We start from the raw sequence: 12,821 nt of genomic DNA, 5'->3' as shown, positions 1-12,821 counted from the left end.
CAAGAGTGGAGAAAATCAATGTCTTTTCATATACTTTAATTCTTTAAAAAAGTAACCTTTCCTAAAGTGTAAATAACAACTTTCCTATTTTATCATACCACTAATCGAAGTTGTTCAAAAAGTTCTCTGAATGAATGTTTTAAGACAAATGAGTTATTCTATGATATGATAACCGCATGAAACCTTCAAAAAGAAAGGAATGCTAAAATGGATTTATCTGTTTCGAGCCGTGAAAATATCGAATATATGTTAGAGGAAATAAAGAAGAAGTTACAAATTGTCAATGCAGGAGCCTTAAAAGCTGCAAGTTTTGAGACCGACAAATACGAAGATTTAAAAGATATTTATGATTTAGTACAGCGTCAAAGTAACTTTAGTGTATCTGAATTAGACGCGATCGTTTCTGAATTAGGTCGCCTTCGTAAATAACATAAATGGTGATGTAATTTAGAATATTTGTAGAAACCCCCACTTTTTTTTTCAGAAAAGTGGGGGTTTCTCAATACATAAGAGAAAGACTATTATCTCCCTCGTTTTTATAGTTTTTCACTTAATTTTAGTAATGCTTGTTGAGCAGCATGTTGTTCGGCTTCTTTCTTTGAACGCCCTACTCCCACTCCGAGGATTTGTTCATTTAATAATACTTCTGAAACAAACTCACGACTATGCGCTGGTCCTCTTTCTTGTACAATTTCATAATGAATTTGCCCGATGTTATCTCGTTGGACAAATTCTTGTAATTGGCTTTTGAAATCCATCATATGCGAAAAAGCACCGTCATTAATCTTTGGATATATCGTTTTATCGAGGAAACAGTATACAGAATCAAGTCCTTGATCCAAATAAAGTGATCCAATAAAGGATTCGAAAACATCAGCAAGCAGCGCCGGTCGTTGTCTTCCTCCTGTCATTTCTTCGCCCTTCCCTAATAATACTAATTCACCAAATGACAACTCATTTGCTAGATTAGCTAAGGAAGCTTCGCAGACAATGGCAGCACGCAGCTTGGTCATATCTCCTTCACTCATCGTATCAAACTTTTTATATAAATACTGTGAAACTGCTAACTCTAAAACCGCATCTCCTAAAAATTCAAGTCGTTCGTTATCATGACTTGAGTTAATTCGATGCTCATTCACATAGGATGAATGAGTGAAAGCTTGAATAAGCAATTTATTATTATTAAATTCTAGACCGATTTTTTGGAGCAACGCATCAAACTTCTCTTTTTGCTTTAACGACAAAGTAAGTCTACGTGGTTGTCTTTTTCGGTCTCCATGATGGTTTGTATATCTTTTTCGATAATGCCTTGAAGAATTTGGCATGTCTTACCTCCAAACTGCCTTAGCTGGGATGAAAAGCAAGAGGCTGACTCAAATTCGTGCAGAACTCCTCATTTTTCTGTATCGACTTAGAGGGGCGGACACATAATTTGAGTAGCCTCATACTATATATTTCCTATCCAAGAACTACTGTTGGCTTTGAATATAGCTAACTACATCTTGAACAGTAGAGATTTTTTCAGCTTCCTCATCAGAAATCTCAAGGTCAAACTCGTCCTCTAATTCCATAACAAGCTCAACCACATCTAATGAATCTGCACCAAGATCGTCTTTAAATGAAGATTCAGGCTTTACCTCTGATTCTTCAACCCCAAGACGGTCAACGATAATTTTAGTAATGCGCTCTAAAGTTTCTGCCATCTTCCGTTCACCTCCTCTCAAAAAGGTTACTTATTATCTTATTTTATGTACAAAATAACATCGTATCTATTTTGCATGAAACGATTAATAAAAGCAAATCCTTTCTAAAAGCAAAAAAGAAAGATTTATTATGGCATGTACATTCCGCCATCTACATGAAGTGTTTGCCCCGTCATGTAACTGCTATCCTCAGATGCAAGAAACCTTACAACACGAGCAATTTCTTGAGGTTGTCCTAGTTTCGCTAATGGAATTTGATTTAGCATACTCGCTTTAATGTCATCAGTTAATTGATCCGTCATATCAGTTTCAATAAACCCTGGTGCAACGGCATTGACCGTAATATTACGATTAGCAAGCTCACGAGCTAATGACTTCGTTAATCCGATTACACCTGCTTTTGCTGCAACATAGTTCGCTTGTCCTGCATTTCCTAACACACCAACGACAGAAGAAATATTAATAATACGACCTGAACGTTGTTTCATCATTTGACGAGTCACTGCTTTAGCACAATTAAAGACACCTTTTAAATTGGTGTTGATTACAGCGTCCCAATCTTCATCCTTCATACGCATGACAAGTGTATCGCGAGTAATCCCTGCATTGTTGACTAATATATCTAGAGAACCATACGTAGAAATTACTTCTTTAATCATTGCTTGTACATCTTCACTAATCGCAACATCCGCTTGGATCGCAAATGCTTCTCCACCGTTTTCGGTAATTTCATTCACGACCGCTTCTGCCTTTTCTTTACTTCCTGCATAATTCACAGCTACTTTTGCACCATTTTGTGCTAATTCAAGAGCAATTGCTTTTCCGATTCCTCTTGAGGCACCAGTTACTAGTGCGACTTTTCCGTTCAGCATGTTTTATTCTCCTTTCAACTTCGATAACATCGCATCTATGGATTCCATATCATTCACTGCAAACACATTGACTCTTCGTTCAACTTTACGCACTAAACCACTTAATACGTTCCCTGCACCTATTTCAATAAAAGTGTCGACACCAAGATCCAGTAAGCGACGAACTGTATCTTCCCAGAGTACCGGAGAATACACTTGTTCAATCAGTTTTTCTTTAATTTGTTTAGAATCGGTTACGACGGCAGCCGTAACATTCGCAATAACTGGAATTTTTGCTTCTGAAATTGTAATTCCGTCCAATACGTTTGTTAGCTTATCAGCCGCTGGTTTCATTAAAGACGAATGGAATGGACCACTGACTTGTAATGGGAGTGCTCGCTTAGCTCCTTTTTCTTTCGCTAACACCGAAGCTTTACGAACTCCTTCTGCAGTACCACTAATTACAATTTGTCCAGGACAATTTAAATTCGCTAACTGAACCGCATCACCATTGTTAGACACTTCTTCCGTAACTTCTAATAATGCTTCACGGTCCATTCCTAATATAGCAGCCATGGCACCTTCACCGGCTGGTACAGCTTCCTCCATAAACAATCCACGTTGTCTAACAGCATGAACAGCATCTTGAAACGATAAACTTTTCGCACAAACAAGTGCACTGTATTCACCTAAACTATGACCTGCAACATAATCGGGCGTAATATCATATGCTTTCAATGCTTCTAATACCGCTACACTCATCGTTAGTAATGCTGGTTGTGTATTTTCAGTACGTTTAAGCTGATCTTCGGGTCCATTTAACATTATATTTGAAAGTGCATAACCTAACTGCTTATCAGCTATGTCATAAATCGCCTGGAGCTCTGGTCTATTTTCAATGAGATTTTGTCCCATCCCTACAAATTGTGATCCTTGTCCTGGAAAGATAAACGCAATTTTTCCCATCTTTTTCTCCTTTTATTAGTAATGTTAATCAATCTTTATTAATCAGCTTGTTGATTATGTTTAGCGACTTCATTTTTAATCGTTGTTACAACTTGTTGTTCTACCATTTCTCTGGCTTGGACAATAGTATGATAGAACGCAACTTCATCAGATGAACCGTGCGACTTAATGACAGGAGCTTTTAATCCAAATAAAGCGGCCCCCCCATACTCAGAATAATCCATCGTTTTCTTTATTCTCATAAAACTAGGTTTTAACAAGCCCGCTACAAGCTTATTAAAAAGATTACCTGTTAATTCTCGTTTTAAGATGGTAAATAATGAAGTGGCAGCTCCCTCTGTCGCTTTTAGGACAATATTGCCTGTAAAACCATCACAAACGACAACATCAACAGCACCATTTAATAGATCTCTAGCTTCAACATTGCCAACAAAATTAATATTTAACTCTTGTAACAAAGGGAATGTTAATTTTGTTAACTCGTTTCCTTTACCATCTTCCGTCCCAACATTGAGTAAACCAACTTTCGGTTGCTTCACTTTTCGAACCATTTGCATATAAATGCTTCCCATAATGGCATATTGGTTTAGGTGTTCAGGTTTTGCATCCATGTTTGCCCCGACATCGAGAATTAAAAAACCTTTACCATTAACCGTCGGAAACATTGGGGCTAATGCAGGGCGATCAATGCCTTGGATTCTGCCAACATAAAGGAGTCCAGCTGCCATTAGGGCACCTGTATTACCTGCAGAAATACATGCATCGGCTCGTCCTTCCTTCACTTCTTTAACAGCAAGAACCATTGAAGCACCTTTTTTTCGTCGAACCGCGGTTGCTGGTGAGTCGTCATCTTCAATCTTTTCTTCGGTATGTAAAATCGTAATACGATCACTTGGTTGAATATATTTCGTTATTTTTTGTTCATTTCCTACTAATGTAATAGCAAGATCAGGAAATTCGTTTAACGCTTTTACGGCGGCATCAATAGAGGCTTTTGGTGCCTTGTCACCGCCCATAGCATCAATTGCGAGTTTCATGTTAGCAAACCTCTTTTCTTTCATCGGTCAATAATAGTTTAAATATCGATTGCCTTAATTCCTTCTTTTTCTTTACAAAAACCTGATAAACCTTTTGACAAACCTACCCAAAAACCGCCAACAATCGATGTTCATAATTTATGATTGTTTCGATCTGAACATAACAAACTCACCTGAGAATACTTTTTCTTGATTGACAAAACTACTCACTTCGACGATGGTCCGGTCTTTTTCATGTTTTAACACTTTCGCCTTTGCAATCACACGCTCTCCAACTTTAACTTGGCGAGTAAACCGGATTGTCGCTTTAGCAGTTAATGCGAGTTCATCATTAATAATAGCTACTGCTAACGAATTGGCTTGCGCAAATAAATGGTGTCCACGAGCGATTTTCGTTCGTGAAAAAACATGTTCGTTCCCAATTTGCAATAGTGAAATAGCACTTTCGTCAAGTTGAAGATCTATAATTTCCCCGATGACTTCTTCAATTGGTAAGGCTCTTACTTCATCAAGTTGCTGCTTAGCAACATCCTTAATTCGTTCTCTCAGTTCAGGTATAGATAACTCCATTCGGTCTAATCTAATCGTCTGAACACTAACTAAAAATGTTTTAGCTAGTTCCTCATCGGTTACAAATGGATTTGTTTCAATCGTTTCTTTTAACAGCTTTTGGCGTTCTTTTTTTGACTTTTTCATGTACGCCACCATCCATTAGAAAAACATAATTCCCGCAAAAAATAGCGAAAACGATGCCTTTTTTTATTCCTTAAGAGACATTAACTTTCTTAAAGTTAAATATATGACTAGGTACTAATAGTAGTATATAATTCCAACTATTGAATAGCAATAGTTAATCTAGTTTTTCTCCACTTAATATACCTTGCTCTTCTAAATAATAAACAAGTGATTTATACTCTTGATCTTTCCAAAAGCTAGTAGAGTTCACAAATTCGACCGCATCTTGTCTTGCTACTTCTAACGCTCGGTAATCATGAACAACATCTGCTACTTTAAAATTAGGAAGACCGCTTTGTTTGTGACCAAAAAAATCACCAGGTCCACGAAGCTCTAAATCTCGCTCGGATAGTGTAAAACCGTCAGTCGTTTCAGTCATAATCCTCATTCGTTCTTTTCCTACATCCGACTTTGGATCCGCTAATAATATACAATAAGACTGATGTTCCCCTCGTCCGACCCGACCTCTTAATTGATGAAGTTGCGCTAAACCGAACCTTTCTGCATCATAAATCAACATGACGGTTGCATTAGGAACATTCACTCCAACCTCAACAACAGTCGTTGAAACGAGAATCTGTGACTCGTTTTTACTAAATGCCTCCATTACTTCGTCTTTTTCAGATGGATGGAGACGCCCATGCATTAACCCGACTCGATAGTCTTTAAAGTGAGCTTGTAAAATCGCATGAACATCAATTGCATTTTGTACATCTAACTTTTCAGATTCTTCAATCAGTGGGCAAATGACATACGCTTGTTGACCTTTTTTTATTTCTTTTTCAATAAAATGTAATACACGCTCTAGTATATCGTGTTTGACCCAATACGTTTCAATCGTTTTTCTTCCTGCTGGCATTTCATCTATAACCGATACATCCATATCACCAAATACGGAGATAGCCAAAGTACGCGGAATAGGCGTTGCCGTCATAAACAATACATCAGGATTTTCTCCTTTATCACGAAGTATACGACGTTGTTCTACTCCAAAGCGATGTTGCTCGTCTGTAATGACGAGTCCAAGCTTCTTGAAGTGGACGTCATCTTGAATGAGTGCATGTGTTCCAACGACGACATGTATTTCCCCTGTTCGTACCCTTTCAAGTTGTTCACGACGTTTTTTTCCTTTTATAGACCCTGATAGAAGTGCGACTTCTATACCGTATGGAGATAATAATTCCGTAATGGAACTAACATGTTGTTCCGCTAGAATTTCGGTTGGCACCATTAAAGCGGCTTGAAAACTTGCTTGAACCGTTGCATACATGGCAATAGCTGCTACAACTGTTTTTCCTGAGCCAACATCTCCTTGTAACAAGCGGTTCATCCGATAATCAGATACCAAGTCTTTCATAATTTCTTTAACGACTCTCTGTTGTGCTCCTGTTAGGGGAAACGGTAAGGTCTGAATAAATTGTTCAACTTTTTCACGTTCAATCGGCATCGGTAGACCTTTTGTCTGTTCTCGCTTAAACTTACGAAACGATTGCATTTTTAATTGAAAAAGGAGAAATTCTTCGTAGACCATTCGTCGCCGAGCTTGTTTGACCAGTTCCAATGTTTGTGGATAGTGTAACCTTAGGACAGCATCTTTTTTGGATAGTAATTTATACTTTTTTAAAATAAAAGGAGGGAGTATTTCTGGAATTTCATTAGAATACTCCTTTAGTCCCTGATAGATTATTTTTTTTAACGTGGCCATCTTTAGGTTTCCTCCAACAGAATAAACTGGTGCTATTTCATCTTGTCGAGTTACGTCACCAAGCTTAAATTCGTTCACTGTTAAGGTCAAACGGTGACGATCCCATTTACCTGTTAGAGTAATAGAACTGCCAATCTGTAATTGTTTTTTTATAAATCCTTGATTAAAAAAGACAGCTGTAATCAGTACATTGTCGATTAATACCCGGACAGATAGTCTTGTTTTCTTTTTACCGAAATACCTTACGGTTGGCTCACTATGAACGATCCCTGCGATCGTTACTCTTTCATCGTGTTGTACTTCATGTATTTCTCTTATTCGATAATCTTCATAACGAAACGGAAAATATTCTAGCAAATCTCCAACCGTATGAATTCCTAAATTCCCCAACTGTTTTCCAGTTTCTTCTCCTACTCCCTTTAATATGGTTACAGGTTGTACTAAATGACTCATTTTTTATCAAGAGAAATCCCAAATATTTTAGCTTCTAACTCTCGGCCAGTTGGGGTAGCCGCTAATCCACCTTGTGCTGTTTCGCGCAAAGCAATAGGCATCGTCTGCCCTATTTTGTACATCGCATCGATCACTTCATCACACGGAATCCGACTTGTGATACCTGCTAATGCCATATCAGCAGCAACAATGGCAATCGATGCTCCTATTGCATTTCTTTTTACACAGGGAACTTCCACGAGACCTGCGACTGGATCACAAACGAGTCCGAGCATATTCTTTAAAGCAATAGCCATCGCTTCAGCAGATTGACTTGGTGTTCCACCAGCTAACTCAACGATCGCTGCTGCTGCCATACCTGTTGCAGATCCTACCTCAGCTTGACATCCACCTGCCGCTCCTGAAATGGAAGCATTATTAGCTACCACAAACCCAAAGGCCCCTGCTGTAAAAAGAAACCTTACTTTTTGTTCTTTTGTCGGATTAAGTTTATTTTGCAATCCAAATAATGTGCCAGGCACGACACCTGCGGAACCTGCTGTTGGTGTTGCACAAATCGTTCCCATCGCAGCATTGACTTCATTTGTTGCAATAGCTTTACTTACTGCATCTAAAACAACATCTCCAGAAAGTGACTTTCCTGATTGGATGTATGTTTGTAATAAAACAGCATCACCGCCAGTTAGACCCGATACGGATTTAATGTTTTCTTTTATTCCTCGATTCACTGCTTCTTCCATAATATCGAGGTTTTTTTCCATTAAAGAAAATACGGCTTCTTGACTTTTTTCCGATACTTCCATCTCTTGCTTAATCATCACTTCAGAAATTGGAATTTGATTGGACTCTGCTAACTCAATTAATTCCGCAACATTTCGAAACATCATTAACCTCCAATTTACTAGTCATGGATTTTAGTCACTTTATGAATATTAGGTAAAGCTTCCATCTCTTTTAGTAAAGACTCGTCTACATTTTGATCAACTTCAATAACCATAAGAGCTTCTTGTCCTTTTTCCTTTCTTGATACTTCCATATGACCAATATTAATTTGGTATTTGGCTAATATATTGGATACACTCGCAATGACACCATAGCGGTCGTTATGCACAACAAGTATTGCGGGATGATTACCTGAAAGTCTTAAGTCGAAACCGTTGAGTTGAATAACTTCTATTTTTCCGCCACCAATGGATATCCCAACTAACTCCAATTTATCTGTTTCATCACCAAGAATAATTTTTGCCGTATTCGGATGATCTGTCACCGCTTCCTCTTCATAAAAATTAATTTCAATTCCTTTTGTTTTGGAAATTTGAATGGCACTTGTAATACGTTTATCAAAAGTATCAAAATCTAAAAGACCACCTACAATTGCCACATCGGTACCATGACCTTTATACGTTTTTGAAAAAGATCCATAAAAGTAAATATTGGCCCATTTTGGTTCTCTGCCAAACAACGTTCGAGCCACGCGACCAATTCTTGCAGCTCCTGCAGTATGAGAACTAGATGGACCTATCATGATTGGACCAATAATGTCAAACACTGTACGGTACTTCAATCCTTTCACCTCACTTTAAAAATGAGGTTGACCAAAAGCAAAGTGCTAGGCATCTCTACACGAAAATGAAATACCGTGTAAGAGTAGAGCGCACAGAAACTTAGAGTCAGCCTCATTAATTATGATCTTATTCAACTGCTAATATAAACGAATACAAAGGTTGTTTACCTTCATGAATTTCTACATCTACATCTTCAAATTTTTCATTCACGAAAGAAGTTATATCAGCTACTGTATCTTCAGTTGCTCCTACTCCCCAGATAACCGTTAAAATTTCGGAATCTTCGTCTAACATAACTTGTAACAATTGTTTTGTTACATCAACTAAAGATGAACCAGCAGAAACAATTTCTTTTTCAGAAATTCCCATATAGTCATCTTTTTTAATTTCGATACCGTCCATATTCGTATCACGAACAGCATATGTGACTTGCCCTGTTTTTACACCTGCCATCGCATCCGTCATGGTTGTCCCGTTGTTATCGAGGGAAGTTAAAGGATTAAATGCAAGCAGCGCCGCTAACCCTTCAGGTACAGACTTGGAAGGAATAACAATAACTTCAGCATCTGCTACCTCTGCAGCTTGTTCAGCTGCCATAATAATATTGCCGTTATTCGGAAGCACAATCACTTTATGAGCATTTGCTTTATGTATTGCGGAAACAATATCTTCTGTACTTGGATTCATCGTTTGTCCGCCTGGTATGACCACGCTTGCCCCAAGCCCTTTAAATAAATCTTCAATTCCATCGCCCATCGATACCGTAACGACCCCATACTCATTCTTTTCTGTTGGAATTTGGCTAACCGCTTCATCACCATAAACCGCTTTCGTTTCATCTAATAAATGAGTATGTTGTTCTCTCATATTTTCAATTTTAATATTGATTAAGTTTCCAAAACGTTGTGCTCGATTTAGAATTTCACCAGGTGACTCGGCGTGAATATGTACTTTTAGCAAGTCATCATCGGAAACAACAAGAAGAGAATCACCAAATGAATTTAATTCTTGTCGGAAATCATTTTCACTAAAAGGTGTTAGTCTTAATTTTTCCTCGTCGAACTTAACCATCACTTCAGTACAATAGCCAAATTCAATATCTTCGGTAGCTAACATACTTTGAGCGTTATGATGTTCAACTTTAACGAGGTCTTCCATTGAAGGCGTTTCCACTTCTTGGCCTGAAATTGTTTCACCTTTTAAGACCGCTAGGAACCCTTCGTAAATATAAACAAGACCTTGTCCACCCGAATCAACAACTCCCACCTCTTTTAAAACAGGCAACAAATCTGGTGTCCGTTTTAAAGAAGCTTTGGCCTCTGTTAATACGTATTCCATTACTGAGATTGGATCTTCACTTTTTTTCGCAGCTTTTTCAGCTGCTTTAGCGCTATCTTTTGCCACTGTTAATATCGTTCCTTCAACTGGCTTCATTACAGCCTTATAAGCTGTTGTCACTCCTAATTCGAGAGCAACCGCTAAGTCCTTACCACCCATTGTTGTTTTTCCTTCGACACCTTTAGCAAACCCCCTAAAAAGCTGGGATAAAATAACACCAGAGTTACCTCTCGCACCCATTAAGAGTCCTTTAGAAAATGCTTGGGCAACTACAGCAATACTTTGTTGCGATGCTTGTCTAACTTCTTTTACTCCAGAAGTAATCGTCAAATTCATATTTGTTCCCGTATCGCCGTCTGGCACAGGAAACACATTCAATGAGTCAACGATTTTTGCATGTTTTGTTAAATTAGCGCCACCTTGAATAAACATTTGCGCTAATTGAATTGCCTCAATTCCATTTGTTGACACAAATCTTTCCTCCTAACTCACTTAAGGGTTGATCACTCGCACCCCTTGAACAAAAATGTTCACTGAGTCTACAACCAAACCTAACATTTTCTCTAGTTGGTACTTCACTTTCGTTTGCACATTATGAGCTACTTCAGAAATTTTTGTACCATAACTTACAATGATGTACATATCAATATGAATTTCTTCATTTTCTTCTCGAATGATGACACCACGTTGAAAGTTTTCTTTCCCTAAGATTTCACTTAAACCATCTTTTAATTGTTTTTGCGAAGCCATTCCTACGATTCCATAACAATCGACAGCAGCTCCACCAGCTATTGTTGCAACAACATCTTTAGAAACATCAATAACTCCCATTTGTGTTTTTAATTCTACAGGCATTAACATGTCCCCCTTTTATAATATGTTTGGGTATCGTCATTTTACTATACTATCCCTTAATTTAAAAGCTAACTCTACTGAAAGTTGCTGTCAAGAAACATCCATTGATAAAGTTAAGTTTTGATTCGTTATATTTACTGAATATTAGTTGGAAACTGTTGCATTATAAAAATCCCTATGCTAAGATATTCGAGTATGAATTAAAAACCGAACAAAAATTTCGGTTGGATTAATTGGGTTTAAGGAGGTGCGTATTATGGCACGTAAATGTTATATTACTGGTAGACAAGCACGCACAGGAAACCAGCGTTCACACGCGTTGAATAAAACAAAGCGCAAATGGGGAGCTAACGTTCAAAAGGTTCGTATTTTAGTTGACGGCAAACCGAAGCGAGTTTATGTTTCAGCTCGTGCATTAAAGTCTGGTAAAGTAGAACGCGTATAAGAATTATGTCTACTATCAGTGTAGACTAAACGAAGTCCTTTCATGCTTCGTTGAAGAAACAAGAGGCTGACACTTGTCGACCTCTTGTTTTTTTGTATTTTTCCTAGAATTATTTAATCAAAAGAGTGTTTTTTCAAACCAAATAATGCACCGTCTTTAGGCAGGTACGGTGCATTTTTGGATTCTTAATTTTTTTTAAACGAACCTAGGATCGCTCTTACAAACCCGCCAATAAATTTAGGCAGCTTGATCGTATAAAATTTCATAGCTCCTCCTCCTCAACATGAATTGCTACCGACTAACGAATAAATGAAGGATGATTTCATGAATGCTCATTTATACTAGTATATTCATCACTGACAAAATAGTACCCTTTTTTTTCATGTGAGTTCCCCACTGAGTTTCACCATTTAGTTCTACCCTACAACCATTCATATGCAAAACTACCACTCTTATGCAACTTGGTTTAAGAAATAGGACAAACCATTTTTTCATTAATCGATTTGGAGGAGGTATGTTCTTCATCCTCTAATCGCTTGAATAGCCGCAGAACGATCATCTTTATTATAGATAGCTGAACCTGCAACTAATACATTGGCACCAGCTTCGATACATAATTTTGCTGTTTCTTCGTTAACTCCACCATCTACTTCAACATCAATATTTAGTTTTTTTGATTTAGCCATTTCAGATACAGCAGTAATTTTCGGTAATACACTATGTATGAATTTTTGCCCCCCGAAACCAGGGTTTACAGTCATTAACAACACCATGTCTAGGTCACTAATGACATGTTGGATTGTATCTACAGGAGTGGCAGGATTTAAGACTACTCCCGCTTTGACACCATGTTCTTTAATCAGGTGAACGGTTCGATGAAGATGCGGACAAGCTTCAACATGAACGGTGATAATATCTGCACCTGCACTTGCAAATTGAGGAATATATAAATCAGGATTTTCAATCATTAAATGAACATCTAGTGGAAGTGTTGTAACTGGTCGGATCGCTTCTACAATTAAGGGTCCAATTGTAATATTCGGAACAAAATGACCGTCCATCACATCGATATGGATATAATCCGCACCTCCACGTTCCACATCTTTAACCTCTTCTCCAAGTTTTGCAAAATTTGCTGATAAAATCGAGGGTGCTATTTTTATCATGA

Annotated in this window: 15 protein-coding genes; 2 read left to right on the top strand and 13 right to left on the bottom strand. The window is 37.8% G+C overall.

All coding sequences use genetic code 11. The features are described from left to right. The first annotated feature begins 207 nt into the window (after positions 1–207). On the top strand, positions 208–429 hold the full coding sequence (locus tag BK574_RS26225) for a DUF1128 domain-containing protein (protein WP_078430695.1): 222 nt from the start codon (positions 208–210) through the stop codon (positions 427–429). A gap of 107 nt (positions 430–536) precedes the next feature. Here the strand turns inward: BK574_RS26225 and rnc are convergent, their stop codons facing one another. The 11 genes from rnc to BK574_RS26170 form a co-directional block, all read right to left on the bottom strand. Next, complete coding sequence (rnc, locus tag BK574_RS26220; protein WP_078430694.1) at positions 537–1,325, bottom strand: ribonuclease III; 789 nt, start codon at positions 1,323–1,325, stop codon at positions 537–539. Positions 1,326–1,469: 144 nt separating this feature from the next. Then, positions 1,470–1,703: an acyl carrier protein gene (gene acpP / locus BK574_RS26215; protein ID WP_075385616.1), complete on the bottom strand. Its 234-nt coding sequence runs from the start codon at positions 1,701–1,703 to the stop codon at positions 1,470–1,472. A gap of 128 nt (positions 1,704–1,831) precedes the next feature. Then, complete coding sequence (gene fabG / locus BK574_RS26210; protein ID WP_075385615.1) at positions 1,832–2,575, bottom strand: 3-oxoacyl-[acyl-carrier-protein] reductase; 744 nt, start codon at positions 2,573–2,575, stop codon at positions 1,832–1,834. Between the two features lie 3 nt (positions 2,576–2,578). Further along, positions 2,579–3,520: an ACP S-malonyltransferase gene (gene fabD, locus BK574_RS26205; protein ID WP_078430693.1), complete on the bottom strand. Its 942-nt coding sequence runs from the start codon at positions 3,518–3,520 to the stop codon at positions 2,579–2,581. A 38-nt stretch (positions 3,521–3,558) separates the two neighbouring features. After that, complete coding sequence (gene plsX / locus BK574_RS26200) at positions 3,559–4,557, bottom strand: phosphate acyltransferase PlsX (RefSeq protein ID WP_078430692.1); 999 nt, start codon at positions 4,555–4,557, stop codon at positions 3,559–3,561. A gap of 138 nt (positions 4,558–4,695) precedes the next feature. Further along, complete coding sequence (fapR, locus tag BK574_RS26195) at positions 4,696–5,253, bottom strand: transcription factor FapR (RefSeq protein WP_075385612.1); 558 nt, start codon at positions 5,251–5,253, stop codon at positions 4,696–4,698. Positions 5,254–5,407: 154 nt separating this feature from the next. After that, the gene (gene recG, locus BK574_RS26190) at positions 5,408–7,450 is read right to left on the bottom strand and encodes an ATP-dependent DNA helicase RecG (RefSeq protein ID WP_078430691.1); all 2,043 of its coding nucleotides are present in this window, start codon (positions 7,448–7,450) and stop codon (positions 5,408–5,410) included. After that, complete coding sequence (gene sdaAA, locus BK574_RS26185; RefSeq protein WP_075385610.1) at positions 7,447–8,334, bottom strand: L-serine ammonia-lyase, iron-sulfur-dependent, subunit alpha; 888 nt, start codon at positions 8,332–8,334, stop codon at positions 7,447–7,449. Before sdaAA ends, recG begins: the two co-directional genes overlap by 4 nt. Before the next feature lie 17 nt (positions 8,335–8,351). Further along, positions 8,352–9,014: an L-serine ammonia-lyase, iron-sulfur-dependent subunit beta gene (gene sdaAB / locus BK574_RS26180; protein ID WP_078430690.1), complete on the bottom strand. Its 663-nt coding sequence runs from the start codon at positions 9,012–9,014 to the stop codon at positions 8,352–8,354. Positions 9,015–9,141: 127 nt separating this feature from the next. Next, complete coding sequence (locus BK574_RS26175) at positions 9,142–10,824, bottom strand: DAK2 domain-containing protein (RefSeq protein WP_238458097.1); 1,683 nt, start codon at positions 10,822–10,824, stop codon at positions 9,142–9,144. Positions 10,825–10,845: 21 nt separating this feature from the next. After that, entirely contained in the window at positions 10,846–11,208 is a 363-nt protein-coding gene (locus tag BK574_RS26170; RefSeq protein ID WP_075385607.1) for an Asp23/Gls24 family envelope stress response protein, read from the bottom strand. Positions 11,209–11,464: 256 nt separating this feature from the next. Here BK574_RS26170 and rpmB point away from each other — a divergent pair, with 256 nt between their 5' ends. Beyond that, entirely contained in the window at positions 11,465–11,653 is a 189-nt protein-coding gene (gene rpmB / locus BK574_RS26165; RefSeq protein ID WP_075385606.1) for a 50S ribosomal protein L28, read from the top strand. A gap of 185 nt (positions 11,654–11,838) precedes the next feature. On the opposite strand, the gene spoVM is transcribed toward rpmB, so the two are convergent. Beyond that, positions 11,839–11,919, bottom strand: coding sequence for a stage V sporulation protein SpoVM (gene spoVM, locus BK574_RS26160; RefSeq protein WP_075385605.1), 81 nt, complete (start codon positions 11,917–11,919; stop codon positions 11,839–11,841). Positions 11,920–12,174: 255 nt separating this feature from the next. After that, positions 12,175–12,819 carry a ribulose-phosphate 3-epimerase gene (rpe, locus tag BK574_RS26150; protein ID WP_078430689.1) on the bottom strand — a complete coding sequence of 215 codons (645 nt, stop codon included), beginning with the start codon at positions 12,817–12,819 and terminating at the stop codon, positions 12,175–12,177. Positions 12,820–12,821 lie beyond the last annotated feature (2 nt).

This window comes from Alkalihalobacterium alkalinitrilicum (assembly GCF_002019605.1).
GTDB classification, from domain to species: Bacteria; Bacillota; Bacilli; order Bacillales; family Bacillaceae_F; genus Alkalihalobacterium; species Alkalihalobacterium alkalinitrilicum.
This window is presented reverse-complemented; position numbering and strand designations above follow the sequence as displayed.

Bases quoted from the DNA above. Each gene is read 5' to 3' on its own strand.
- BK574_RS26225 (WP_078430695.1), top strand. From the start codon at position 208: ATGGATTTATCTGTTTCGAGCCGTGAAAATATCGAATATATGTTAGAG.
- rnc (WP_078430694.1), bottom strand. From the start codon at position 1,325: ATGCCAAATTCTTCAAGGCATTATCGAAAAAGATATACAAACCATCAT.
- acpP (WP_075385616.1), bottom strand. From the start codon at position 1,703: ATGGCAGAAACTTTAGAGCGCATTACTAAAATTATCGTTGACCGTCTT.
- fabG (WP_075385615.1), bottom strand. From the start codon at position 2,575: ATGCTGAACGGAAAAGTCGCACTAGTAACTGGTGCCTCAAGAGGAATC.
- fabD (WP_078430693.1), bottom strand. From the start codon at position 3,520: ATGGGAAAAATTGCGTTTATCTTTCCAGGACAAGGATCACAATTTGTA.
- plsX (WP_078430692.1), bottom strand. From the start codon at position 4,557: ATGAAACTCGCAATTGATGCTATGGGCGGTGACAAGGCACCAAAAGCC.
- fapR (WP_075385612.1), bottom strand. From the start codon at position 5,253: ATGAAAAAGTCAAAAAAAGAACGCCAAAAGCTGTTAAAAGAAACGATT.
- recG (WP_078430691.1), bottom strand. From the start codon at position 7,450: ATGAGTCATTTAGTACAACCTGTAACCATATTAAAGGGAGTAGGAGAA.
- sdaAA (WP_075385610.1), bottom strand. From the start codon at position 8,334: ATGTTTCGAAATGTTGCGGAATTAATTGAGTTAGCAGAGTCCAATCAA.
- BK574_RS26170 (WP_075385607.1), bottom strand. From the start codon at position 11,208: ATGCCTGTAGAATTAAAAACACAAATGGGAGTTATTGATGTTTCTAAA.
- rpmB (WP_075385606.1), top strand. From the start codon at position 11,465: ATGGCACGTAAATGTTATATTACTGGTAGACAAGCACGCACAGGAAAC.
- spoVM (WP_075385605.1), bottom strand. From the start codon at position 11,919: ATGAAATTTTATACGATCAAGCTGCCTAAATTTATTGGCGGGTTTGTA.
- rpe (WP_078430689.1), bottom strand. From the start codon at position 12,819: ATGATAAAAATAGCACCCTCGATTTTATCAGCAAATTTTGCAAAACTT.